The 26,035-nt window shown below is 70.0% G+C and carries 13 protein-coding genes and 1 pseudogene; 5 read left to right on the top strand and 9 right to left on the bottom strand.

The window, feature by feature from the left end; translation table 11 throughout:
* Positions 1-11: 11 nt before the first annotated feature.
* From AC5WRL_RS19785 to AC5WRL_RS19775, 3 genes are all read right to left on the bottom strand, one after another.
* The gene (locus tag AC5WRL_RS19785) at positions 12-9,344 is read right to left on the bottom strand and encodes a non-ribosomal peptide synthetase/type I polyketide synthase (RefSeq protein WP_496089939.1); all 9,333 of its coding nucleotides are present in this window, start codon (positions 9,342-9,344) and stop codon (positions 12-14) included.
* Positions 9,345-9,718: 374 nt separating this feature from the next.
* On the bottom strand, positions 9,719-10,300 hold the full coding sequence (locus tag AC5WRL_RS19780) for a DUF305 domain-containing protein (RefSeq protein ID WP_496089938.1): 582 nt from the start codon (positions 10,298-10,300) through the stop codon (positions 9,719-9,721).
* Positions 10,301-10,366: 66 nt separating this feature from the next.
* Positions 10,367-10,732 (bottom strand): DUF6153 family protein, encoded by a 366-nt coding sequence (locus AC5WRL_RS19775; protein WP_496089937.1) that lies wholly within the window; start codon positions 10,730-10,732, stop codon positions 10,367-10,369.
* Positions 10,733-10,859: 127 nt separating this feature from the next.
* Here AC5WRL_RS19775 and AC5WRL_RS19770 point away from each other — a divergent pair, with 127 nt between their 5' ends.
* From AC5WRL_RS19770 to AC5WRL_RS19760, 3 genes are all read left to right on the top strand, one after another.
* Complete coding sequence (locus AC5WRL_RS19770; protein ID WP_496089936.1) at positions 10,860-11,603, top strand: polysaccharide deacetylase family protein; 744 nt, start codon at positions 10,860-10,862, stop codon at positions 11,601-11,603.
* Between the two features lie 64 nt (positions 11,604-11,667).
* A complete protein-coding gene (locus AC5WRL_RS19765; protein WP_496089935.1) occupies positions 11,668-12,462 on the top strand; it encodes a VOC family protein in 795 nt (264 codons plus the stop codon).
* A gap of 222 nt (positions 12,463-12,684) precedes the next feature.
* The gene (locus AC5WRL_RS19760) at positions 12,685-13,062 is read left to right on the top strand and encodes a hypothetical protein (protein ID WP_496089934.1); all 378 of its coding nucleotides are present in this window, start codon (positions 12,685-12,687) and stop codon (positions 13,060-13,062) included.
* 643 nt (positions 13,063-13,705) lie between these two features.
* On the opposite strand, the pseudogene AC5WRL_RS19755 reads toward AC5WRL_RS19760, so the two are convergent.
* The 6 genes and pseudogenes from AC5WRL_RS19755 to AC5WRL_RS19730 form a co-directional block, all read right to left on the bottom strand.
* Positions 13,706-14,533 (bottom strand): annotated as a pseudogene (locus AC5WRL_RS19755) (NERD domain-containing protein); the annotation flags it as partial.
* 108 nt (positions 14,534-14,641) lie between these two features.
* A complete protein-coding gene (locus AC5WRL_RS19750; RefSeq protein WP_496089933.1) occupies positions 14,642-15,253 on the bottom strand; it encodes a hypothetical protein in 612 nt (203 codons plus the stop codon).
* 152 nt (positions 15,254-15,405) lie between these two features.
* A complete protein-coding gene (locus AC5WRL_RS19745; protein ID WP_496089932.1) occupies positions 15,406-17,547 on the bottom strand; it encodes a hypothetical protein in 2,142 nt (713 codons plus the stop codon).
* On the bottom strand, positions 17,544-17,975 hold the full coding sequence (locus tag AC5WRL_RS19740) for a hypothetical protein (RefSeq protein ID WP_496089931.1): 432 nt from the start codon (positions 17,973-17,975) through the stop codon (positions 17,544-17,546). The genes AC5WRL_RS19745 and AC5WRL_RS19740 overlap by 4 nt, the downstream gene beginning before the upstream one ends.
* 580 nt (positions 17,976-18,555) lie before the next feature.
* The gene (locus tag AC5WRL_RS19735) at positions 18,556-20,439 is read right to left on the bottom strand and encodes a DNA/RNA helicase domain-containing protein (RefSeq protein WP_496089930.1); all 1,884 of its coding nucleotides are present in this window, start codon (positions 20,437-20,439) and stop codon (positions 18,556-18,558) included.
* 150 nt (positions 20,440-20,589) lie between these two features.
* Positions 20,590-20,790, bottom strand: coding sequence for a hypothetical protein (locus AC5WRL_RS19730; protein ID WP_496089929.1), 201 nt, complete (start codon positions 20,788-20,790; stop codon positions 20,590-20,592).
* A gap of 450 nt (positions 20,791-21,240) precedes the next feature.
* On the opposite strand from AC5WRL_RS19730, the gene AC5WRL_RS19725 reads away from it, so the two are divergent.
* Positions 21,241-23,127 (top strand): DNA/RNA helicase domain-containing protein, encoded by a 1,887-nt coding sequence (locus AC5WRL_RS19725; protein WP_496089928.1) that lies wholly within the window; start codon positions 21,241-21,243, stop codon positions 23,125-23,127.
* A gap of 85 nt (positions 23,128-23,212) precedes the next feature.
* Entirely contained in the window at positions 23,213-26,032 is a 2,820-nt protein-coding gene (locus AC5WRL_RS19720) for a beta-L-arabinofuranosidase domain-containing protein (protein WP_496089927.1), read from the top strand.
* The last annotated feature ends 3 nt before the right edge of the window (positions 26,033-26,035 follow it).

Raw genomic sequence — 26,035 nt, 5'->3', positions numbered from 1 at the left:
AGCGACAGGCGTCATGCCTCGCCACCGCCGCCGGTGAGAATGCCGCGCGCCAGGCGCGCGTTGTGCTCGACCGTCCCCGGATCGAGCATGTCGGCGTGCCGGCCCACCCCGCGCAGCACGTCGGTACGGGTACGGGACGCGCCGTGCCAGCTGCCCTCGGCGCCGCCGGCGTAGGCGTCCGCGTTGGCCTCGTCGCTGATCACCGCGATCCGGGCGCCGGTGGAGCCGGGGTTGGCGGTGCGGCCGGTGAACTCCAGATAGTCCCTGGCCTGCTCCCTGGTCTTCTCCGCCACCAGCGCCGAGCCGGTGTGCTTGCGCAGATGCTCGGCCAGCTCCCGCTCGAAGACCGCCAGATGCTCGGGCCCCAGCTCGTAGGAGTCCACGACCCGCAGCGAGTCGATGATGACGACGTGGCGTACGGTGCGCCCGCGCCGCTCCAGCTCCTTGGCCACCTCGAAGGCGAGGTTGCCGCCCAGCGAGTAGCCGAGCAGATCGATGTCCCCGGCCGGCCGCCGCCCCTCGACCAGGTCGGCGTACCGGGCCACCTTGTCCTCGCCCATCAGGTAGTTGAAGGCGTGGCACTCGAACTCGGTCAGCCGCGCCGCGAACTCCCGGTAGACCAGGCCGTGGCCGCCGGCCGGCGGGAAGCAGAAGAGCACACCCGCCGGGCCGTTCTCGTTGAACCGCAGATACGGCAGCGAGCCCTCGATCTCCCCGGTGACGATCCGTTCGACGGTCTTGGCCATCCCGTGCAGCGTGGTGACCTGGAAGAGCCTGCTGACCGGGATGGAGATCCCGAACTCGGCCTGGAGGTGGTAGATCAGCTCGATCAGCCGGATCGAGCTGCCGCCGGTCTCGAAGAAGTCGTGGTTGAGACCGGGCCCGGGGGCCTCGATGCCGAGCAGCCGCTGCCAGTGGTCGGCCATCCGGGTCTCGTAGAGCGTGACCGGCGCCTCGTACGCCGGGCCGCCGTTCGCCCGGGGGGCGGGCAGCGCGGCCACGTCCACCTTGCCGTTCGGGGTGAGCGGCAGCGCGGGCAGTTCGGTGAAGTGGGTGGGGATCATGAACGTCGGCAGGTAGTCGGCCAGTTGCCGCCGCACCTCGCGCCAGTCGAGATCGGCTCCCGGCGCGGCCACCCCGTACGCGCACAGCACGTTCTCCCCGCCGGCCTCGGCCCGTACGGTGACCCGCGCCTGGGCGAGCGCCGGGCAGGCCGCCAGCTGGGACTCGATCTCGCCGATCTCGATCCGGTGCCCGCGCACCTTGATCTGCGAGTCGGCCCGGCCCAGCAGATGGACGGTGCCGGCCGCGTCCCAGTGCGCGAGGTCGCCGGTGCGGTACAGCCGTACCGGCTCCCCGTCGCCGAGCGGGCGGGTGCGGAACCGCTCCCCGGTCAGCGTGTCGTCACCGAGGTAGCCCAGCGCCACCCCGGCGCCGCCGATCCACAGCTCGCCCGGGACACCCGGCGGCACCGGCTCGCCGCGCGCGTCCAGGATGTACAGCGCGCTGCCCGGGAACGGCCGCCCGATGGGCACCATCCGGGCACCCTCCAGGGTGTCGGCCGGCCCCTCGAACCAGGCGCTGTCGATGGTCGCCTCGGTCAGCCCGTACGAGTTGACCAGCCGCTGCGCGCCCAGCGCGCGCAGCCGCTCGTACTCCTCGGCCTTCCAGGCGTCGGAGCCCACGATCAGCAGCCGCAGGAAGTCCAGCCGGGCGCCGGTGTCCTCGCAGTGCCGCATCAGGGTGCGCACCACGGCCGGCACGAACTCGCCGCAGTCGACCCGCTCGGCGCGCATCGTCTCGTACAGCCGGGCCGTGTTGAACAGCAGCTCCCGGCCGATCAGCACCAGCGTGCCGCCCGTGCACAGGGCGCGGGTCAGGTCGCCGGTGAAGACGTCGAAGGCGGGGGAGGCCATCTGGAGATGGACCCGGATGTCGCCGTCCGCCAGCCGGTAGGTGTCGCGCCAGCCGGCCTGGGCGCAGGCCAGGTTGCCGTGGCTGACCGCGACCGCCTTGGGGCGGCCGGTGGAGCCCGAGGTGGAGATGACATAGGCGGGGGAGTCGGGCCCCGGCTCGGCGTCCGGGCCGTCCTCCGTCGCCCCCGCGAGCAAGGCGTCCAGGGTGAGGACCGGCGCCGGCAGCCCCTCACCCGCCCGCTCGCCGCCGATCACCAGCGTGGCGCCGGCGGTGCGCACCATGTACGCCAGCCGGTCGGCCGGATGGTCGGGGTCGAGCGGCAGATAGGCGCCACCCGCCTTGAGCACCGCGAGCAGCGCGATGATCAGCTCGGGCGACTTCTCCAGGCACAGCGCGACCACCGTGCCCTCGCCCACGCCGCGTGCCCGCAGCCGCCCGGCCAGCTCCCGCGCCCGCCGCTCCAGCTCGCCGTACGTGAGCCGCCGGGTCTCGCCGCTCTCGGCGGGCGCCGCCACGGCGACGGCCTCCGGGGTACGGTGCGCGGCGCGCGCGATCAGCCGGTGCACCGGTACGGGGTCGGCCCCGGCGGTGTGCCCGGCGCCGCTCCACTCGGTGAGAATCCGCTGCCGCTCGCCGCCCGACAGCATCCGCAGCCCGCTGGTCGCGGTATCGCCGGACGCGGCCGTCAGCGCCCGCAGCAGCTGCTGATAGTGCCCGGCGAGCCGCCGCATGGTGGCCGCCTCGAACAGGTCGGTGTTGTACTTGAAGACGCAGTGGAACCGGCCGTCCGCCTCCTCCTCGTACGCGGACAGCGTCAGATCGAACTGGCCCTCCTCCTCCGGAAGTTCGATGTACTCCAGCTTGTAGCCGTACTTCTCGGTGGCCACCTTGTGGTGCAGCAGGATGAACATCGCCTGGAAGACCGCCGACCGGCTCGGGTCGTGCGCCAGCCCCAGCTGCTCCACCAGCAGCGTGAACGGATACTCCTGGTGGTCCAGACCGCCCAGCACCGTGGTGCGCACCTGGTCCAGCAGCTCGGCGACCGTGGGATCACCGGCCAGCGAGGCGTGCAGCGGCAGCGGGTTCACGAAGTACCCGTAGACCGCGCCGAACTCCTCCTGGGTGCGGCCGGTCACCGGGGAGCCGACGATGATGTCGTCCTGCCCCGAATAGCGGTGCAGCAGCAGATAGTAGGCGCTCAGCAGCACCATGAAGACGGTGACGTTGTGCTCCCGGGCGAGCGCGTGCACCCGGGCGCTCAGCTCGGCGTCCAGCGCGAAGAACTCCGACGCCCCGTTGTGGGTGAGCACCGCCGGCCGCGGCTTGTCGGTGGGCAGCGCCAGCACCGGCACCTCGTCCGGCAGGTGATCCGTCCAGTACCCGAGCATCCTGCGCGCCGCACGGCCGGCCAGGAACGCGTTCTGCTCGTTGAGGAAGTCCAGGTAGCGGGCGGCCACCGGCGGCAGCTGAACGTCCTGGCCCTGCCGCAGCCCCTCGTAGAGGGACAGCAGTTCCTCGATGAAGGTGAAGGTGGAGATGGCGTCCGAGATGATGTGGTGCACGGCCTTGGTGATCACCCAGCGGTCCGGGCCGCGCCGGAAGAGCCGGAACCGGATGAGCGGATCGTGCGCCAGATCGTACGGCTTGCGGTACTCCGCGATGATCATCCGGTAGATGTCGTCCCACGCGCGGTCCTCGACGTCGAAGAGCGCGATGTCCTCCTTGATCTCCGGCGAGATCCGCTGCACCGCCTGCCCCTCCACCAGCAGGAAGTTGGCCCGCAGCACGGGATGCCGGGCCAGCAGCCGGCGGAACGCCTCGAACATGAGCTCCGGCTCCAGCGCCACCCGCACCTCGACCGCGCCGCCGATGTTGTACGCGAAACCGTCCGGGTTCAGCTGCTTCAGGAACCACAGCGCCTTCTGGTTCTGCGTCAGCGGGAACTCGGACTCGTCCTCGAACCGCTCCACGGCCGCCACCGCCGGGCCGCCGCCCTCCTCGGCGAGCAGTTCCAGCAGCCCCTCGTGCAACTGCGCGATCAGCTCCCCGGCCGGCGCGCTGGACAGCAGCGCCACCACCGGCAGCGCGATCCCGACCTCGGCCACCACCCGGGCCCGCAGCTCCATCGCCAGCAGCGAATCGAGCCCGAGACCGTTCAGGCTCACCGCCGGATCGACCTGTTCGGCCCGCACCCGCAGCACCCCGGCCACCAGCGCGGTGAACCGCTCGGCCAGCAGCAGCCGCCGCTTGTCCTCGGTCGCCTCCCGGAACGCGTCCAGGAAGCTGCCGCCGCCCTCGCTCCCCGGCCCCTGCGCGGCCACCGCCAGCTCGCTCACCAGCCGCGGCGGCGCCGCGTACCAGGACATGAAAACCGGCCAGTCCACGACGGTGGCCACCAGCAACTGCGCCCGGTCCTGCCCGATGACCCGCTCCAGCACCGCCATGCCCGCCTCGGGCGCCAGCGAGGACATGCCCCGGCTGTTGCGGTAGTGGTCGATCAGGCCCAGCTCCTCGATCATGCCGGTGGCCCACGGGCCCCAGTCCAGCGACAGCGCCGGCAGCCCATGGGCGCGGCGGTGGTGCGCCAGCGCGTCCAGGAAGGCGTTGCCCGCCGCGTAGTTGGTCTGACCGGCGGTGGTCAGCCAGGCAGCGACCGAGGCGAACAGCACGAAGTGCTCCAGCGGTTCGCCGCTCAGCTGCCGGTGCAGCAGGGCCGCGCCCACCACCTTCGGATCGTGGACGGCGTCGAAGACGTCCCGCTCCATCTCCGGCACCAGCGTGTCGCGTACCTGCCCGGCCAGATGGAACACCCCGCGGATCGGCGGCCCCTCGGCCCGCCGGTACCCGGCCAGCCAGCCGGCCAGCGCGTCCTCGTCGGTGATGTCCAGCGGCGCGAGAATCGGCTGCGCGCCCAGCGCCTCCAGCTCCTTGAGGAAGGCCACCTGCCGCCCGGCCGGCGACCCAGGGTCCTGGTCCGCCCAGCGCTCCCGCTCCGGCAGCCGGGTGCGTCCCACCAGAATCAGCCGCCGGGCCCCGCGCCTCACCAGCGTGCGGCACAACAGCCGGCCGAGCGCCCCGAACGCCCCGGTCACCAGATAGCTGCCGTCCGGGCGCAGCCGCAGCGGCAGCGGCCGGCTCAGCCCCTGGGCGGGCACCAGCCGGCTGGTGTGCCGCACCCCGGAGCGCAGCGCGATCTCGTCCTCGCGCTCTCCCGCCTCGGTGGCGTCCGCCAGCTCGCGCAGCAGCGCGTGGGCGTCGCCCGCCACGGTGCCGTCGGCGGCCAGGTCGATCAGCTTGCCGCCGCGCCCCGCCAGCTCCTGCTGCCACAGCACCCGGCCGATGCCCCAGGCGGGCGCGCCGAACGGCTCCACCAGGTCGCCCAGTGCCACCGGCTGGGCGGCCCGGGTGACGATGTGCAGGGCGGTGTCGCCGTGCGCGCTGTCGAGCAGCGCCTGGGTGAGGGCGATCAGGGCGTACGCGCCGGTGGTGGCGATGTCGCCGAACCGCGCGCGCGGCGCGTCGGCGAGCGCGGGCCGGTCCAGGTTCCACAGCTGGACGACGGCGGCCACCGGCCCGAGTTCGGCGAGCAGCCGTCGCAGCTCACCGGCGTCCCCGGGGGTGACGGTGGCGGTACGCGCCGCCCGGTCCAGGCCGTACGAGCCACCGGGCCGTACCAGATACGCCTCGCCGCCCGCCGCGTCGATCAGCGTGGCCAGCCGCTCACCGACCCCGCCGGCGTCGGCGAACAGCACCAGCCGCCCGTCGAGTTGGATCGCGGACTCCGGCTCGGGCCCGGGCAGCGGCCGTGCCACCCAGCTCAGCTCGGTGAGCCAGCTGTCGATGGTGGAGAGCCCCACCGTGGTGGCGGCCTTCTCCACATCGGCGGCGCGGAAGCCGGCGATGCGGCCCAGCGGCGTACGGTCGGCCCCGTCGTACACGGCGATGTCGCCGGTGAGTTCGCCCTCGTCGTCGGCGGTTACGGTGGCGTGCACCCACAACTCGCGGTCGCCGACCGGGTCCAGCCGTACCTCGGCGATGGACAGCGGCAGCCGGATGCCGGTGCCGTCCGGGGCGCCGGGCGCGGTGAGCAACTGCGGGGTGAGCAGCGCCTGGAAGCAGGAGTCCAGCAGCACCGGATGCATGTGGTGGGCGGCGGCGTCGCCGCCGAGCCCGTCCGGCGGCCGGATCCTGGCCAGCGCCTCGCCGGGGCCGATCCACACCTCCTCGATGCCCTGGAAGGCCGGGCCGTAGTGGTACCCGAGCGCGGCCAGCTCCGTGTAGCAGTCGGGGCCGGTCAGATGGCGCGCGGCGCGGGCCCGTACGGCGCCGGGGTCCAGCGGCGCGGTGAGATTGCGGCGCTGCCCGGCCCGTACCGTACCGGTGGCGTGCACGGTCGGCTCGGCGCCGGCGGCGCCCACGGTGGCGATGGAGAACGCGGCGGCGTCCGTGGAGAACGCCAGCTGCACGGTCTGCGGCTCGCCGTCCGGGAGGAACAGCGCCTTGCGCAGCTCGATGCCGGCCAGCGCGGCGGTGGTGTCCGCGCCGCCGGTCAGCGACCGTACCGCCTGGGCGGCCATCTCCAGATAGCCGGCCGCCGGGAAGAGCACGGTGCCCTGGATGCGGTGGTCCTCCAGATACGGGGCGGCCTCCGCGTCCAGCTTCACCTCCCACACCGGCTCGGCGCCCGTGGTGCGCCGGCCGAGCAGCGGATGGTCGCGGTGGCCGAGCCGGATCTGCTCGACCGGGGCCGGCTCGACCCAGTAGCGGTCGCGCCGGAACGGGTAGCGCGGCAGCTCCACCGGCCGCCCGGCGGGGTGCAGGGCGTGCCAGTCGAGCGGGAAGCCCAGACCGTGCAGGGCGGCCAGGGAGAGGGTGAAGCGCTCGCGTTCGTCGGCCTTGCGGCGGATGGAGGGCAGCGTGACGCTCTGTGCCTCGCGCGCCTCGCAGCATTCGCGCAGCGAGTGGGCGAGCACGGGGTGCGGGCCGATCTCCAGGAAGACGCCGTAGCCGTCGTCCAGCAGCCGGTCCACGGCGGCCCGGAAGTGCACGGCCTGGCGGACATTGCGCCACCAGTAGTCGGCGTCCAGCTCCCCGCCGTGCGCCACGGCGCCCGGCCGGGCGGTCAGATACAGCGGCAACTGGGCGGGCTGCGGCTTGAGATCGGCGAGCGAGGACAGGAGTTCGTCCTTGATCAGCTCCATCCGGGGGCTGTGGTAGGGGACGCCGACCTCCAGGAAGCGGGCGAAGATGTCCTCCGCGCCCAGCTCGGCGGCGATCAGCTCCAGCGCCTCGGTGTCCCCGGCCAGGGTGATGGAGGTGGGGCTGTTGACGGCGGCGATGGAGACCCGGTCGCCGTGCGGGCGCACCCGGCGGGCGGCCTCCGCCTCGGTGAGGCTGACGGCCAGCATCGAGCCGGTGCCGATGAGCTTCTGCTGGAGCCGGCTGCGGTGCACCACGATCTTCACGGCCTCGGCGAGGGTGTACACCCCGGCCTCGTAGAACGCGGCGACCTCGCCGGTGCTGTGCCCGGTGATGGCGTCGGGGCGGATGCCCCTGCTGCGCCACAGGGCGGCGAGCGCGATCTGGACGGCGAAGTTGGCGGGCTGGGCGAGCCAGGTCTCGCTCATCCGGGAATCGGCCTCGTCGGCGTTCAGCTCCTGGGTGAGGGACCAGCCGGTGAGCGCGGCGATCTCGCGGTCGCAGCGGTCGATGACCTCGCGGTAGACGGGCTCGGCCGCGTACAACTGCCGCCCCATGGCCCACCATTGCGGGCCCATGCCGGTGAACACCCACACCAGGCGCCGCTCCAGGCCCTCGCGCCGGGTGCCGGCGACGGCGCGCGGATGGGTGTCGCCGCGCGCGACGGCGGCGAGCACGTCGTCGAGGGACGCGGGGGAGTCGTACACCACGGAGAGCCGCTGCTCAAGATGCTGCCGCCGGTGGGCGAGGGTGTACGCGACGTCGCGGAGCGGTGCGCCCTCGGCGAGCCGCTCGCGCAGCCCGGCGGCGAGGGCGGCGAAGGCTTCGGGGTCACGGGCGGTGAGCGGCAGCACGGAGTAGCCGTCGGTGGGAGCCGGGTGGGTCACCTCGGTGACCGGCGGCGCCTCCTGGAGCAGCACATGGGCGTTGGTCCCGCCGAAGCCGAAGGAGTTGACCCCGGCCCTGGCCGGCCCGGTGTGCTCGGGCCACGGGGTGGGCTCGCGGGGGATCGCGTACGGCAGTGCCGCCTCGTCGATCTGCGGGTTGAGCCGTTCCAGGTTGATGTGCGGCGGGATGACCTTGTGTTTCAGGCTCAGCACGGTCTTGATCAGCCCGGCGATGCCGGCGGCGGCCTCGGTGTGCCCGATGTTGGTCTTCACCGAGCCGACGTAGGTCTTGGCGCCGGGCTCGCGGCCGATCGCCAGGGCGCGGGCGAGGGCGTTGGCCTCCAGCGGGTCGCCGACGGGGGTGGAGGTGCCGTGCGCCTCGACGTACTGGAGGCTGCCGGGCGCGATGCCGGCCTCGGCGCAGACCCGTTCGATGAGGCTGACCTGGGCGTCCGGGTTGGGGACGGTGATGCCGTTGGTACGGCCGTCCTGGTTGACGCCGCTGCCGATGATGACGGCGTGGACGGGGTCGCCGTCGCGCCGCGCGTCCGCGAGCCGCTTGATGGCGATCATGCCGACGCCCTCGGCGCGTACATAGCCGTTGGCGGTGGCGTCCAGCGCGCGCGAGCGGCCGTCGGGGGAGAGGAAGCCGCCCTTGGTCTCGGCGATGGTGTACTGGGGCGCCATGTGCAGCAGGGTGCCGCCGGCCAGCGCGACGGAGGTCTCGCGGCGGCGCAGGCTCTGGCAGGCGAGATGGACGGCGACCAGGGAGCCGCTGCACGCGGTGTCCAGGGAGACGGAGGGTCCGCGGAAGTCGAAGCAGTACGAGATCCGGTTGGACACCATCGTCATCATGGTGCCGGTGGCGGTGTGGGCGGCCAGGGTCTCGAAGCCGAGGTCGGCGAACTGGAGGATCTTGTAGTCGAGCGTGAACGCGCCGACGAACACCCCGACATCGGTGCCGGCCAGCCCGTGGGGCCGCAGCCCGCCGTCCTCCAGGGCCTCCCAGGCGACTTCGAGGAGTTTCCGCTGCTGGGGGTCCATGTGCTCGGCCTCGCGCGGGCTGATGCCGAAGAAGGCGGGGTCGAACTCGTCGAAGCCGTCGATGTATCCGCCCCTGCCGCCGACCAGCCGGCCGGGCTTGGCCTTGTCGCGGCTGCCGAGGGTGCGGGTGTCGTAGCGGTCGGCGGGGGTGTCGGTGATGCAGTCCTTGCCGTCGAGGAGGTTGCGCCAGAAGGTCCGGTAGTCACTGGCGCCGCCGGGCAGCCGGCATCCGATGCCGACGATGGCGAACGCGTCTTCGGAGGCGGGGACGGGGACAGGGTGGTGCATGGAATCCATCGTGAGAATCCTTGGGTGATGGCGCCGGGGCGGATCAGGTGATTCGAGCGGGAATCCTGGTCAGCCCGTTGGGGGACAACGCCGGGGTAAGGACAGGAAAATCTGAAGAACAGATATGCGCATAATGAAGTCGAGTGGCATGACGGAACGCGGAACGAGAACCCCCCTCAAGGACAAGCGCAGGCCGATCACGGCCCCACGGGTGTTTATGGGGATTGTGTGTTCCGGATGCGCGGTTGAAGCCTGCCTTATGAAGATCGAATAGGCCAATGGGGTTACGCGGGGGGCGCGCACGGCGCTCCCGGGCGCCCTGGGCATATAAAAAGGGTGGGTGGCCCGCCATGCGGGCCACCCACCCCTCAGGGGATCGAAAGTCAGTCCAGAAGCTCGTTCATCTGATCGATCTCAGTGGACTGGGAGGAGATGATGTCCCGCGCCATCTCCCGCGCGGGCGCGGCGGACCCCTCCCGCTCCACCTCCCGCGCCATCTCGACCGCGCCCTCGTGATGCACGATCATCAGCCGCAGAAAAGCGGCGTCGAATTCCGTACCGGAAGAGCTTTCGAGCTCCCCCATTTCCTCCTCGGAAACCATGCCGGCCATGTCGTGTCCGCCATGGTCGCCCGCCCCGACCTGCCAGTCGGAAAGCCAGGAGCGCAGTGTCTCGATCTCCGGACCCTGAGCCTGTTTGATCTCCTCGGCGATGACCCGGACCTCATCGGACCCGGCCCGCTCCAGGGCCAGTTCGGCCATCTCGACGGCCTGCTCGTGGTGCGGAATCATGCCCTGGGCGAACGCGACATCCGCGTCATTGAAACCGGCACCCGAACCGTGCGCGGAATGCGCGGATTCCGTTCCGGAATCCGCGGAATCACCGCCACAGGCGGCGGTGAACAGCACAAGGGAGACGACGGCGGCGGCGCTGATCGCCCGCGCCGCAAAACGGTACGAGTTCATGGTGGGAAGAGAGCCTTCTGTGCGGTGCTGCTGAGAGTGTCGGACGCGTCTGACCTCCGGACGCGCCTATATGCGCAGCAACTGCAAGCGACTCAGCGAGGGCGCCGCCCCATGGGGCGGACCCGGCCCCGCGGCCACCGACGGAAGAACGCCGAGCGGCGCCACCGTCACGTCGTCCGCCACCCCACTGCCACCACCGGCGCCGGCACCGGCCGGGACCGGTGCCCCGGTGACCCCGCCCGCCACACAGTCCGGATCGGCGTGATCGAGATGCGCCGCGCCACCGGCATCCTGCGCGGGCGCGGGGGCGGGCGCGCCCAGCTCCATGTGGTGCGCGGGGGCGATGACCACCGCCCCCGGCGCGAGCCCGTGCATGGCGAACACCCCGGCGAGCACCGCCAGGATCAGCACAGCGCCACGGACCCGGTTCACGCCCGCCACCCTACAGGTACCCCCGGTGGGTACCGCCGCGCCCCCGGAACGTATGGTCGTTTGATCCCCTTACCGGTCCGGACGAGGGGGCGTGTGTGACGATGCCAAACGGGGGGACTCGCTTTCCATGCAGCTCAGAAAACCGGCCGCCGCCCTGGCCGCCGCGGTGACCCTGGCCCTCACCGGCTGCTCCGCCGAGCGGATCTCCCCGGAGAACGTGCGGAACAAGGCGGACGAGAAAGCGGGCGGCGCGTTCGGCTCGGTCGACTGCCGCGAGGCCAAGTGCATCGCCCTCACCTTCGACGCCGGCCCCGGCCCGTACACCGCCGAGCTGCTGGACATCCTCGCCGCCGAAGAGGTACCGGCGACGTTCTTCCTCCTCGGCAAGAAACACATCGACACCTACCCGGAGCTGGTCACCCGGATCGCCGACGAGGGCCACGAGGTCGCCAACCACACCTGGACCCACCCCAACCTCACCGACGTGGACCGCGAGGAGGTCCGTAACCAGCTGGTCCGCACCAACGAGGCCATCGAGGAACTGACCGGCAAGACCCCGACCCTGATGCGCCCGCCGCAGGGCCGCACGGACGACACGGTCACCGAGGTGTGCGAGGAACTGGGGATGTCCCAGATCCTGTGGTCGGTCACCGCCAAGGACTACTCGACGACCGACTCGGACCTCATCACCGAGCGCGTCCTGGACCAGGCCGACCGCGACGGCATCATCCTGCTGCACGACATCTACGAGGGCACCGTCCCGGCGGTCCCCGGCATCATCGACGCCCTGAAGGCGGACGGCTACACCTTCGTCACCGTCCCGCAGCTGATGGCACCGGGGGTACCCGAGCCGGGCAAGGTCTATCGCTGAGGTGGCGGCCGGCGGCGGGTGCTGTCACGCTGGCCGAGGAGGCTGACGCGACAAGGGAGGAACCGTGCTGACCACCGACTTCGTCCCCGGCTCCCCCTGCTGGCTGGACCTCGGCGCCCCGGACCCGGCGACCACCGCCGGCTTCTACGGCGCCGTCCTCGGCTGGACCTTCGAACCGATGGGCCCCGACTCCGGCGGCTTCGGCGTCCTGAAGAACGCCGGCCGTACGGTCGCGGGCCTGGGCCCGCTCACCGAGGAGGGCGCCCGTTCGGCGTGGATGATCTACTTCACCACGACCGACGCGGAAGCCACGGCCCGGGCCGTCACGGCGGCGGGCGGCACGGTACGGGTCCCCCCGACGGCGGCCATGGACGACGCACACCTGATGGCCCAGTTCACCGACCCCCAGGGCGGCCAGTTCGCGGTCTTCGAAGCCCGCACCGACCAGGGCCTGGACGCGGTCGACACCCCCGGCTCGCTCTCCTGGACCGAGCTGTACACCCCGGACGGCGCGGCGGCGAAGACCTTCTACACGGCGGTCTTCGGCTGGACCTACCAGGACATGCCCCTCCCCGGTGACGGCGGCTCGTACACCCTGATCACCCCACCGGACCAGGACGAATCCCGCATGCAGGGCGGCCTGATGCAACTCCCCCCAACCGCCCTGACCCTGACCAACGGCGCCGCCTACTGGCACCCCGTCTTCGCCACCCCCGACTGCGACGCGGCCACGGCAAAAGTGACGGAGAACGCCGGCACGATCCAGATGGGCCCGGAAACCGCGGAGGGCGTGGGCCGCCTCTCGGTCTGCCAGGACCCCAACGGAGCCGACTTCGTCCTCCTGACTCCGGAGACCTGACCGCCGTTCCAACGGCCCGTCAGCTACGCATGGTTCCCGCACGCCTACCTTGAGTCCCTCTTATGGACTAACATCTGTCCGCATCAGGGGGGCCTGTCCGCTATGGCACGAGCACCCACCGGTACCTGCAGGCGGGAGCCGAGCGCACTCATGCCATATTCCGCAGAGATCAGCCGGACCAATCCGGGCTGCTTCATCTCCCTCATCGATTAGTCCACTTCCATGACCGACGAGATCGGCGATGAAAACCCGAAGAAGAAGGCTGACGTCGTCTCCGACTGCATCAACCGTCTTCTCACCGAACTGTCGGTCAAGTGCGCCAAAGAAGAAGGGGGCCGTGACTACTTCCATGTGGGAGTGGTCGGATATGGACACCAGGTCGGCTCCGCCTTCGCTGGCACCCTCGCCGGCCGTGATCTGGTGCCGCTCAGCGAGGTCGCCAACAACCCTGCTCGGGTGGACAACCGGGTGAAGAAGGTGCCCGACGGCGCGGGTGGTCTCGTGGAGACCACCGTGAGCTTTCCGGTGTGGATGCCTCCCGTCGCCGGGCGGAGTTCCAACAGCAGCACGCCCTGCTCACCGGTCGGCTGGGCGACCTGATTCAACTGCGATCCGCTCTGGCAGACGCCCATCGCGCCCACCGGCGCCTCCGTTACCTCCACCACCTGAAGTTTCTGCTCACCGGTGGGTGAGCCCGCTCACTGGCCTGTTGCCCCGGAGGTCCCGCCGAGCGATGTAAACATGACACGCTCGCGAAGCGCCGCATCGGCTCCGTCGGGGTCCGCCAGCCGACTGGCGAGGGTGGCCTCCGCCAGTCGTCTCGGCAGAGCGGCGCTGAATTTGAGGCCGTTGAGGGCCCGCGGGTCCACAGCGGGGAGGCACGGGCGCCCGATCGCCTCCCCCAGGGCCTGTTTCCATTCCTGAACGGTGAGGTTCTCCCGCAGCCGCACATAGGCGTCGGTGGGGCGCTGCAGCGGGTCGGCGATGGTGGAGAGGGTCGCGGCGGGGGTCGCGTTGGCCCGATAGCTGGCCCACGTTCACCAGCGCACACCGGTGTCGTGTCCGCCGCGTACGACCACGCTCGTGCCATCCCGTACCAGTTCGGCGTCGTCCTCGCGAGCCTGCGCGAGAGCATCCTCGGCGCGCCGCGTCAGCCGCACCGGGGGAGTGGCACCCAGCAGTACCTCCCGCACCGCCCGGGACAGCTCGTAAGAGGCGATCCGGGACAGCCCGACGCCGCTCCAGCGGGCCCGGCTGAATGCCCGGACGGGTCGTACTGCTTCAGCTGGACGACGCCGGGGTGCCGGAAGCGCCGCAGTACGCGCGCCTCTCGTCGCGCGGCGCGTTCCACCGACTCGCGCAGCGCCGCGTCCGCGCCGTGCTCCGGGAGATAGATCCGGATCCGGGCCGCCTCGGGAAGCTCGCTGTGGTGGGCCAGATAGTCCGCCCAGGTCGGGCCCGAGTCGAAGGACTTGCCCTTGAGCCGGTAGGGGCCGACCTGGTACTCGGCGTCGCTGGGCTTGATGCCGATCCGCTTCAGCGCCCGGGCGATGGCCCCGGAGCGGGTGGCGTTGATCCGCCGCCGCTCGTCATGGGGCGGCTGCTTGAGCATCTCGGCAAGCCGGGCCACGGTGTGGACGCCCTGCTGGTCATGGACGGACAGCCGGTACGTCAGGTCGGGGGCGGTGAAGCACACGGCTTCCGCCACCCATACCCGCTCGCCGTGTTCGGCCAGCCGGCCGGCCAGTTCCTTGGCCTTCTTGTTCGCCAGGTGCAGCGGGTTGCTGTGGGGGACCTTCTGGCCCCCCGGGCCGGGGCGGGTCTGCAGCCAGGTGCCATTGGTGGACTCGACCGTGCCGTGCCAGTCCTTGAGCTCGATGAGGAAGACGCCGGCGGGGGAGACCACCAGCAGATCGACTTCCCGGACATGGCCGCTGGCGGCGGTGAACGTGAAGTTCGACCAGGCCCGCCACGGCTCGCTGTCCGGGAGCCGCTGCCGGATGGCGTCCAGGCCCCGCTGCTCATGCTGGAACTCGGACTCGGTGACCGTGATCCACCGTCCGTCCCGCATGCCCCGGCCCCCGCTCGTAAACGTTCATGAGAGGTACCTGTCTCTCATGAGAGAAAGACCCCAATCGTATCGGGTCGGTGCGACATCGGTGAGTCGGGAGCGGAAGCCTCAAGAGGAGGAACAGCCCGTGCGGGACTCCCCGTGGATGATCTGCACCAGCTGCTCCAGAATGCCCGCCGCGTACCCGGCGGTCCTCGGGTCCTCCAGGATGGTCAGCAACTCGTCCACCCGGGCGCGCAGCAGCATGCTCTCGGTCTCGGGGTTCTTGCTCCGGCCGCGGACCAGCGCCGTGCGCAGGGCCTGGAACGAGGCGATCACCTCCCCGGTCCGTTTCTCCGGGGCCTCGCATGCGTACAGGGTCTCCGCATGCCGCTCCAGCCACCACACCAATCCGAGGCTGGGGTCCAGCAGCCGGGCACGCAGCAGATCGAGGCGGACGGATTCGTCGTGGTTGAGGGAGACGAGCCGCTGTTCCGTCTCGTCCTGGCGCCGGGCCAGGGACTCGGTGTCCGGATCGAGGGTCAGACAGACCGACGCCTCGATGGTGATGCGTGGGTCAACACGCACCGGTTCGGACAGCGAGGCGTTGACAGCGTCCTCGGCTTCCCGCACCTCCAACGGGTGGAACTCTGCCGCACGATCGCCCGCCCGCTCCCGCAGCAGGGAGCGGGCCAGGGAGTGGGGATGCAGCGGCGGGTCAGGGAGATCGGGCGTGAGCATGAACGTGTACGCAATGGAGGCCGTGAAGCAGATCCCCGGACGCGCGCTCCGCAGTTGGCAGTCGAAGTGGCTATGGACTTCCGGTACGGGGGTACCCCCGGCGGGGGCGGCGGCCGGAGCCTGCCCGCCCCGCCGGGAGCGTCGGGAGAACCTCACCGATGTATTCCGTCCCCGGCCTTGGGCTGCCGGTCTCTCACCCGCCGGATGGTTTCGGTGTAGTCGAAACGCAGCCTCCTGCGGAGCGGGCTGCCGCCGCCGATGATCCGGTTGAGGTCGTCGCCCAAGGAGTTGGCCTCCTCATCGAAGATCACGTAGGCCACCGCCCGGAACGGCGCGAACGGGAGTTCGCCGCTCTCGACCGCATGACACCAGCTGTCCAGGGCAAGGGAGGCACCGGGTCGCAGGGCCGGGTCCCGCCAGCTGGTGCGCCAGCCCTTCCGCAGCAGTTCCCGCACCGCCTCGCCCTCGGCTCCTTCCAGGGTGAGCAGGGTATGGACCAGCTCCACGGCCAGGGCTCGGTCCGGTTCGGGGCCGACGTTTGCCCCGGGGCGGGGGAGGGACAGCAGCCGGACGAAGGCGCACGCACTGGCCGCAGTCCCCTTGCCGCCGGGTCGTGTCGCCCAATCGACGACCGCGTCAAGTGTCCGGGCCGTGGTCTCCTCGCCGCTCAGCAGCGCCCGGAGCGACTTCAGGGCTTCCTGCTCGGGCCCCGGCCCACCGCTCTTGTCGAGTACGTCGCGCAGCCGGTTGAGCGCCACCCGCGTGAAGTCCGTACCGAACCTGCGCCCACAGATGGCGGCGACCGCCTGCTGCCGTGCCGTCTTGCTGCCGACCCTGGCCCAGTTGCTGAGCGACGTGCGCACGGCGGCGCCGATCTCGGGGTGGACGGCGAGGTCTTCCAGAACCTGGACGGCGAGGTTGCGCTGCTTCTCCTCCGTGACCCATTTCTCGACCAGATCGAGGATGGGCGCCGGCCCTTGGGACGGAGCCAGGGAGGTCAAGGCTCTGGCCAGCCGGTCCAGATGGGGCGCCGCCGGACCGCCGACTGCGCTGATCCGGCCCAGCCACCGGGTCAGTACCGGAACGAGCTGCGGACGGGTATGCCAGATGTGCGGAAGCAGTGCCTGGTCGATGCCGGGATAGTTCTTGCTGAGGGAGACGCTGCCGTCCGGGCGGAAAGCGATATGGGCTTCGCCACACCGGGTCTCGGCGTCCGGACCGCCCAGCACTCCGCCCTTCTCCCGCTGCCAGGCGATCTCCCGGGCGCCGAGCAGCTGATCGGTGGCGTCGAGGACGGCGCGTGCGGGACAACCGTCGAGGAGGGCTGCGGAGATTCGCAGGGCCCGTGGCGCCGCGGAGGCGGGCTCACCGCCACCGAACCAGGTCTTCAGCAGATCCTGCCACCCCAGATATTCGTCGCGGGCCCGGGTGTCCTTGGGATTCGTGGCCTTGCCGATGATCTCCGCGAGACGCACTGCCGCCCTGGGAGCGGTGGTGGGGCTGAGCAGCTTGGTGAAGACGCTGTCGCCGTCGTGCAGCCAGGAGACGCGATGCGCCGTGCCAGGCCGGGCCTTGAGACGGCGCTCGGTGATGCCGGCGATGCTGGGGCCGCCGGCCCGCATCACCACGAGTGGTGGAGTGGGGAAGGACACGCCCGAAATCAGTGAACCCCAGCTCCGTGCGTGGGTGAGCACGATGAGCCGGGTGCCGTGCTCTCTTGCCGCCGCGCCGTACTCACCGAGTCGGTCGCGGAACGTTTCACCGAGCACCTCGCTCTCACCCACGAGGTTGAGCACATAACCGGTGTTCTCTTCGCTGGGGATCCGGGAGACATCGGGCTCTTCCCAGTCGGGGAAGAGCTCGAAGACGCGGCCGTCATCGGGCAGACAGTCGTCGAGCAGCCGCAGCGCTTGGGTCCGCGCCCCGATACCCGGCTCGGCGACGAGGACGAGTACACCGGCGCTCATGCCCTGACCCGGCTCGGTGGTCAGGGCTTTTCGCGCGTCATCGAACTCGGCCGGTGCTTCGAACATCTCACGCCGGATGATGCCGTCGCGGCTGACCGGGTGGGGCTGAAGATGCGCGAGCCGCGTGATGTAGGTAGTGCTGACGATCTTGTCGGCGAAATTGAGGTCGCGGCCGACCTCGTTGCCGCTGATGACGGTACGGCCCGGCTCCTGGGCGTCCTTCGGGGCAGCCCCCATGCCTTCTTCCCGAGCCGGGCCGGCGTCGGCCTGCGGTACGGCGGCGGGCTGCTCGACGGCGGGGTCATCCGCTCCGTCGTGCGACGTCACGGCCGGACCACCGAGTTCGTGTGCCCGCCGTAGTTGAGGTCGCCCTGGACCGTGTTGTTCGTGATCCGGACATCACGGTTGACTACACCGGAACCCTGCGCTTCCCCCCGCGTGGCGGCGCCCAGTTCTTCGGCCAGCCGACGCAGTTCGGCAACAACTTCCGGGCTGCGCTCGGCCAATGGCCGCAGATCAGAGGCGAATCCCTGGGAGTAGAACTGGGCCGCGCTCGCGCGATCCTCGACCGGCAGGGCCAGCAGATCCCGCTCGAAGCCGTCCAGCCGTACCAGCAGAGCGGTCCGCTCCTCGCGGGTGGCATGGCGGCGGAAGATCTTTGCGAACCTGTCCCGTGCGGAGCGCAAGAGATCGGTTCCCACCGACCCGAGCGCGGCGCCCGCCGCGAGTGTGACGACGTCTGTCGGCGTTGCCATGAATCCCCCTCGTTGGGAAGCGGTTGGCGCGGTTCCGGCACAGCGAGCGGCCGGTGACCGCGTGGCCATTACAGATATCGGACGAACCCTGTTCTTCCCTTTGAAACTGGCCATTCGATCGCGGCGAGAAGGAGATGGTGCGGCCACGCACCGTTCTGTTGTTGAGTCACTTCATTCGCACCTGAACCAGGAGTGAAGGCAGCCGAGGCCGTGACCGTAGAGATGGTCGAATCAAACCATTTATCCGGGATGAAAATGAGTTAACCCACATTGGCTACGATCAGCCCGTTTATCGGTCGAGGGCTGGGAAAGTGCGGCCATGAAGGTGACCACCGTGCGCTGGCTTCTGGCCCCGCGCAGCGCCCTGCGCACGCGTCGGCTGATGAGGAATTCTGGCGGTCGGCTCCCGTACGAGAGTGCCTGGCGGCTGGCGCGACTTCGCCGCCGGCCTGATGAACTGCCCTATGCGAAGGCATCCCTGAGGCAGAAACGCAGCAGGGATGCGGCTGAGTGAAACCCGAACCTCCTCACCCGGAGCCCTGTCGATCAAGGACGGCGGGTGAGGAGGAGCTGCCGGGACTTACACCGGGGCGGGTACCCGGTCTTCGGCGCCGATGAGTTCGCGTAGCTTCGCCCGGGTCTCCGCATCGGTTGAGTAGAGCACTGTGCCCACCATGCCCCGGGTCAGCAGCACCTTGTACGTGTTGCGGATGAGTCGGTCCACATCGGCGTCGGGTGTCGACTTCTTGAACACCGGGTCCTTGGAAGCCGTCCGGTCGATGACCCAGCGATCACCTCTCCACACCAGGTCGGGACCGAGGATGACGCCGTTCCAGTCGTACTCGAAGCCCTGCGCCGTATAGACGCACCCGACCTGGCCGAACCCCTCCGGCTCCGTCGCCCACAGCGCGGCCGGGGGAGCGCCTCCGACGGCCCGGTCCCCGTAGACATTCCACGGCCGGCCCCAGTCGCCAACTACCACATCGTTGGGCAGCGCTTCGCCGGGCTTGGTCTTCGTGGTCCACTTCCAGCAGTACCCGGCCGTCATGCGTGCGCCATAGCCCTCGGCGCGGCGCTGTGCCAAGAACTCCTCCAGTTCCTGTGGACTGTCTGCGATCCGAAGCTGCATCTTCGGATCGCCCTCCCACCGGACCGGGCGTCCGCCGTCCAGTTCCAGGAGCGCTGTCACCCACTGGAGATACGCCTCGCTGCCACCGCAGCGGAACTGCCCGTCGAGGGAGACCACGACGCACCGCAGGCCCTTTTTCTCGGCAACGGCCTGGATCGCTTTGACCGATCCCATCTCGCCGGGCCGCACGATCTGGTGATCGTCCAGCAGGAACACGGGCACCCGGGCCGCATCGATCAGCTCCTCCACCTGAGCCTTGCCCGTGCGTTGCGTCGCCGGTGTGTAGCGATTGGCGGAGGTCTCCCGCATGCGATGTGCCTCGTCGCAGATCAGCACGTCCAGCTCATTGCGGCCGGCGGTCATGAAGCTGTTGAAGTACTTGAAGAGATCCTGCACTTCGCGCTTCCGGGCCCCCGCGACCTTCCGCATCGTCTTGGTGAAGGAGGCGGACCCGGTGGCGTGCAGCGCGGCACGTCCCTGACGGTAGAGCTCGCCGAGCAGCGACAGCGCGATCACGCTCTTGCCGCTGCCGGGCCCGCCACTGACCACGATGACCTGCTTGTTGTCGGACTGTCGGGCGTCGCGCACCGCCTTGAGCGCCAGCTCGTACGCCAGGCGCTGTTCGGCGAGCAGCACGAATTGCTCGCGATTGCGGATCTCATCAGCCGCGACGGTGATGAGCTGAGTGGACGGTTTGCTGACTCCGTTCAGCAACGCGTCGGCGGCTGCCGACCCGGACTGCGCGGACAGCCGTTCCCGGAGGAACTCCTTGAACCCGTTCCTGGTGGTCTTTGTGTACAGCCGGCCATGAGCGTCCTGGCCCGCGTCATCCAGAGCGGCGGCAGCGTTACCGGCGTTGTGCAGGTAGGCGGCACCGGCGATCCGGTCTTCATGGCCGTCGAGTGATCCATTGAACTGTGCCAGGTAATCGCAGTAGCCCCGGACCTGGACGAGGGGGTTCAGCTGCTCCTCGCCACCCATACCATCGACATGACAGACCGTGTGATTCGCGCGGTCGGGGGTCACCCGCGTCCACTGCTTCAGCTCGATGACCACATACGAGGGCTCGCCCGTCCGGGGATGCACTCCGGCGAGCACGGCATCGGCCCGTTTGCTCGAGAGCGGCAGGGCGTATTCGAGCATGACCTCCACCTCGTCGAGGTCCGCCTCCAGCAACGCCTGAAGCAGCGCTGGGATGGAGTTCTCCCATGAGCGGCTCTCGCCGGGTGAGGGCCGGTGGCCGTATGTGTGGGAGAAGCGGTCGGTGAGGTCGAGGTAGAGCTGACGGGACAGACTGCGGGTCATGAGCGAGGCGGCGGACGCACGGATCAGCAAGGGAAACCCCCGGACAGCGTGGAACTGCTGATGCGGGTGGGGGCGTGTCCTTCTGGCCCGGGTCGGGAGGTGCCCGCCTGGGACGGAAGCCCGGCGGGCCGCGTGGATATCGGTATCAACACTATCTCCGTTGTAGGGCTGGCTCTTGTGTCATGTGCGCTTCCACCAGGGCCGGAGAAAACGCCGGAACAGGAGGGCCAACGCGCGGATGATCTGCGGCCGATCGGTGGACCGGCTGCCACGGAGTGCGGTGGTGGCGATGCGCAGGACGGTGACGCAGACGCACAGGCAGCAGGTCACTGTGGTCACCGCGCCCGCACAGGCCAGGACGAGGACGGGTTCGGACAGCACGACAGTCCCTTCGAAGGCGCGTCGACGGGAAGACGGATGCGTCCGTCGCCACGGCTGTCGGGTGAATGGCGGATCGGGCGTTGGTCAGAAAGCCGGATGACGGCGGCGGCTCGAAGCCGGGTCTGACGCCTGATCGCTGTCCGGGATCGACGGGCCTCGCAGACCAGTAGGTCGCGGAGGGTGGCCGTCGGGAAGGGAGGAAGGCATGTCTGCGCTCCGTGTGTAGGCGGAAGACGTGTCCGTCCGTTGACGGAAGTCTGCTGTTGCCAAACGAGCGTTCGACAGGCTACCTCATGTTGATCAATTGTGGGCGAAGTCGCATCGAACATGTCGTAACTTGGCCAGGATCTGGATTTTTGCGATCGCTATAGATATGGTGATCGGCTCGGATGCGCCGGGCCCTCACATCATGCAGGCGTGAGGTGGACCCCTCATTCCGGAGAAAGATCCATGACCCTCCTCCGCAAGTCAGCTCAGGTGTTCTACGAGCGCAGTCAGTCCGATGCCCTCACCGAAGAACTGACCGAGCGGTATCGGGCTCGCTTTCTGCGCTCCCCCTCAACCCCCGAGCAGGATGCCTGGCGCTACAGCCTGCGAGCTCTCGGTGAGGTGCTCATGGATGCCAAGCTCGGCGAGGTCGAAGTGCTCGTGGAACAACAGCTCCCGCTGTCTAGCCTGCGGGCGGATGTCGTGCTGGCCGGCCTGCACCCGAAGACCGACAGGGATTCATACGTGGTGATCGAGCTCAAACAGTGGAGCGACGCGCGGTTGGTGCCCGACAGTGAGGATCTGTGTCTGGTCAGTAGGACCAAGAACACACCTCTGCTGCACCCGCTGGCTCAGGTGTCCCGTTACTGTGACTACTTGTCGGACTTCACCGCGGTCCTCGACGGTGACGAAGAGAACCTTGCCGGCTTCGCCTACCTGCACAACGCCAAGAATGACGATGTCGCGCAGTTGTTCCAGATGTCGGGCGGTCAGCACCGGCTGCTGTTCACCGATACCACGCGTGGCGCCCTCATCGAGCAACTGCAGCTCAGGCTGGCCCCCCGGAGCGGCGCGTCGGCAGCCGATCGGCTGCTGGACAGCCCGGTCGCCCCGAACCGTCCGCTGCTACGGACCACCGCAGACGAGATCGCCGACAACCGCCGGTTCGTGCTGCTCGACGAGCAACAGGTCGCCGTCTCGCTGGTGAAGCGGTTGGCGAGCCTGTCACACCGAGCGGATCAGAAAGAAGCCATCATCGTCTCCGGCGGCCCGGGCTCCGGCAAGAGCGTCATTGCCCTGCACCTGCTGAGAGAGCTGGCACGTGAGGGGCGCTCGGTAACCCACGCCACCGGATCGAAGGCGTTCACGAAAACGCTCTCCCGTCACCTGGGCGGCAACGAACCTCGGGTCACGAGCGTCTTCAAGTACTTCATGGACTTCTCCAGCGCTCATCCCAACGAGCTCGACATCCTGATATGCGATGAGGCGCATCGGATACGACACCATTCCCCCAACGCCCGACACAACCGCCCACAGGTTGTGGAGCTCCTCAACGCCGCCCGGGTGCCAGTGTTCCTATTGGACGACTATCAGGTCGTGCGCCCCAATGAGATGGGCTCCGTCGACTCCATCCGCGCGGCAGCCCTGACTCTGGGGATAAAAGTCCGGCATGTGCCACTCGACAACCAGTATCGCAGCGGAGGTAGCCAGGCGTACGACGCGTGGGTCCTGCGGCTCCTTGACCTGCAGCAGGGCGGGCCGGTCGGCTGGGTCGGCGATAGACGCTTCCAGCTCACCGTCGCCGACTCCCCGGAAGAGATGGAGGAGTTGCTGCGGCAGCGGCAGCGGCAGGGGCCGGACAGTACCGCCCGTATGACGGCCGGCTTCTGCTGGAAGTGGAGCGGCCCCTCACAAGGACGTCTTGTCAACGACATAGACATCGACGGCTGGCGCAAGCCCTGGAATCTGCGGGGCGAGCGGCCGGTCGCCGGAGCGCCGGTCTCCGAATTCTGGGCGACCGACCCTGCGGGGTTCGGCCAGATCGGATGCATCTACACCGCTCAGGGCTTCGAATACGACTGGAACGGGGTGATCTTCGGAAAGGATCTCGTATGGCGCAGTGGCCACTGGCGGGCGGACCCGGCCGCGAGCAAGGACGGGAGTCTGGCAGGCGTCGACCCACGCACATTCGATCGTCTCGTGCGCAACACCTACAAGGTCCTGCTTACCCGTGGCATGGCAGGCACCGTCGTGTTCTCCACCGACAACGAGACACAGGCGATGTTGCGCGAGCTGATCCCGGCGGGCGACCGGCGCGCCGCGCCGGACAACTCTGGAATACCCCGTTGAGTAGCTGAGTTCACGGGATCCCATGGCATTGACGGACCCGCTGCCTGCTTCTACGTTCTGACCGATTGACCGGACTGTGGTCGATATGCCGAACGGGAGAGGGTGGGGCGTCGTGGGTGTTGGGCCTGGGCGGCGGGTTGTGCTGGGGGCTGCCGCCGTGTTCGGGGCGGTGCCGTCGTTGGGTTCCGGGGTTTCGGGCGGGGGGCGGGCCGGCGCTGGGGCCGGCGCGGTGGAGACGGCCTGGGGGGTGCGGCCGTTCGCCTTGGGGGAGGTGGCGCTGGGGGAGGGGATCTTCGCCGAGAAGCGGCGACTCCTGCTCGATCACGCGCGGGGCTACGACGTCAACCGGCTGGTGCAGGTCTTCCGGGCCAACGCCGGGCTGGACACCGGGGGCGCGGTGGCGCCCGGCGGGTGGGAGGGGCTGGACGGGGAGGCCAACGGGAATCTGCGCGGGCACTACACCGGACACTTCCTCACCATGCTGTCCCAGGCTTACGCCGGTACCGGGGAGCGGGTGTTCGCCGACAAGGCGCGCCAGATCGTCGGGGCGCTCGTCGAGGTGCGGGCGGCGCTGCGGGCCGCGCCCGCCGTGCTCGGCGTGCCGGGGCGGTTCGGCACCGCCGTCGAGAATCCCCGCGGGTCCTACCAGTACGTCGAACTGCCCCCGGCCGTCCTCGGCGGAGCCGCCGAGATCACCCTGTCCGCCTGGGTGCGGCCCACCCACCACGGCGACTGGGCCCGCGTCTTCGACTGCGGCGACGACACCACCCGCTATCTGTATCTCGCCGCCCGCAACGCCGCCGGAGTGCCACGGTTCGCCATCACCCTCAGCGGGCCCGGGGGAGAGCAGTCCATCAACGGCACCGCGCCGCTGCCGCTCCACCAGTGGAGCCATCTCGCCGTGACGATCCGCGGAAACACCGGCGTGCTGTACGTGAACGGCCAGGAGGCCGGGCGCCACGACGCGCTGACGCTCACCCCCGCCTCGCTCGGCACGCCCCGGCATGTCTGGCTGGGGCGGTCGGCCTTCGGCTCTGATCCGGTGTTCGCCGGGGGGTTCGACGACGTCCATGTGTGGGGGCGGGCTCTGACCGCCGGTGAGATCGGGGCGTTGCAGAACTCCCCGGGCCGCGGGGATCTCGCTTCCTACGCCTTTGACGAGGCCACGGGTGGGACCATCGCCGACACCTCCGGGCGCGGACTGCACGGCACGCTGCGGCGTACCTGGGGCGGGCCCAGTCATCCGGGGTTCCTCGCCGCCTACCCGGAGACGCAGTTCATCACCCTGGAGTCGATGACCCGCAGCGACTACTACACCGTCTGGGCCCCGTACTACACGGCGCACAAGATCCTGCAAGGGCTGCTCGACGCCCACGCCCACACCGGTGACGAACGGGCGCTCGATCTCGCGGCCGGCCTGGCCGACTGGATGCACTCCCGGCTCTCCGCGCTGCCCCGCGCCACGCTCCAGCGGATGTGGGGGCTCTTCTCCAGCGGGGAGTTCGGCGGGATCGTGGAGGCGATCGTCGAGCTGTACACGCGGACCGGCGCCGCCCACCATCTCGCGCTCGCCAGGCTCTTCGACCTCGACGCGCTGATCGACGCCTGCGCCGCCGACACCGATGTGCTGGACGGGCTGCACGCCAATCAGCACATCCCCATCTTCACCGGTCTGCTGCGGCTGCACGACGCCACCGGCGAGCAGCGCTACCTCGACGCCGCCCGCAACTTCTGGGGCATGGTCGTGCCCACCCGGATGTACGGCATCGGCGGCACCAGCAGCGGCGAGTTCTGGCGGGCCCGCAACGTCATCGCCGGCACCCTCGGCGACGCCACCGCCGAGACCTGCTGCGCGTACAACATGCTCAAGCTGAGCCGGACGCTCTTCTTCCACGACCAGGATCCGCGCTACATGGACTACTACGAGCGCGCCCTCCACAACCAGATCCTCGGCTCCAAGCAGGACCGGCCCGACGCCGAGAAGCCGCTGGTCACCTACTTCATCGGCCTCACTCCTGGCCACATCCGGAACTACACCCCCAAGCAGGGCACCACCTGCTGCGAGGGCACCGGCATCGAGAGCGCCACCAAGTACCAGGAATCCATCTACTTCGCCGCCGCCGACGGCGGCGCGCTCTACGTCAATCTCTACAGCCCCTCCACCGTGCGCTGGGCCGAACACGGCGTCACCGTCACCCAGACCACCGGCTATCCCCGGGAGGCCGGCTCCACCCTCACCGTCACCGGCGGCGCCGCCACCTTCCGGCTGCTGCTGCGCGTGCCGTCCTGGGCGGGGGACGGGTTCACCGTCACCGTCAACGGCACCGAGGCCGCCGGCACCCCCACCGCCGGCAGCTACTTCGCCGTCTCCCGCACCTGGAGCCAGGGCGACACGGTACGGATCGCCATCCCCTTCCGGCTGCGGGCCGAGAGCACGCCCGACGATCCGGGGCTCCAGAGCCTGTTCCTCGGCCCGGTCAACCTCGTCGCGCGCGACGACCGTACGAGTCACCTGTCCGTCTCGCTCTACCGCAACGCCGCGCTCTCCGGCGACCTGCTGCCCTCCCTCACCCCGGTGACGGGCCGGCCGCTGCACTACACACTCGACGGGGTGGAACTCGTGCCGTTCCACGAGGGGACCCAGGACCGTACCCACGCCTATCTGCGCCGCCACGAACCCCGGCTCGTCTTCGGCAACACCGACTCCGGCGTCGCCAACCCCACCCGCCCCGACGGCACCACCCTGCTCGACGAGATCTGGGCCGGCGCCCCGTTCGCCGACAAGAACGCGCTGCTGGAACGGGTACGGGCCACCGTCGATCGATGGGTGCGGGACGGGCGGCTGGGCGCGGCGGACGGGGCGCGGGCGGTGGCGACCGCCGAGGGCGCCACGTACGTTCCCTGACCC

The organism is Streptomyces sp. NTD107 (assembly GCF_059510435.1).
Note: the sequence above shows the minus strand (reverse complement) of the source record. Positions and strands in the feature narration are given on the sequence as shown.

Excerpts from the sequence above, each read along its gene's own strand:
- AC5WRL_RS19785 (WP_496089939.1), bottom strand. The coding sequence starts at position 9,344 with ATGGATTCCATGCACCACCCTGTCCCCGTCCCCGCCTCCGAAGACGCG.
- AC5WRL_RS19780 (WP_496089938.1), bottom strand. The coding sequence starts at position 10,300 with ATGAACTCGTACCGTTTTGCGGCGCGGGCGATCAGCGCCGCCGCCGTC.
- AC5WRL_RS19770 (WP_496089936.1), top strand. The coding sequence starts at position 10,860 with ATGCAGCTCAGAAAACCGGCCGCCGCCCTGGCCGCCGCGGTGACCCTG.
- AC5WRL_RS19760 (WP_496089934.1), top strand. The coding sequence starts at position 12,685 with ATGACCGACGAGATCGGCGATGAAAACCCGAAGAAGAAGGCTGACGTC.
- AC5WRL_RS19750 (WP_496089933.1), bottom strand. The coding sequence starts at position 15,253 with ATGCTCACGCCCGATCTCCCTGACCCGCCGCTGCATCCCCACTCCCTG.
- AC5WRL_RS19740 (WP_496089931.1), bottom strand. The coding sequence starts at position 17,975 with ATGGCAACGCCGACAGACGTCGTCACACTCGCGGCGGGCGCCGCGCTC.
- AC5WRL_RS19725 (WP_496089928.1), top strand. The coding sequence starts at position 21,241 with ATGACCCTCCTCCGCAAGTCAGCTCAGGTGTTCTACGAGCGCAGTCAG.
- AC5WRL_RS19720 (WP_496089927.1), top strand. The coding sequence starts at position 23,213 with ATGCCGAACGGGAGAGGGTGGGGCGTCGTGGGTGTTGGGCCTGGGCGG.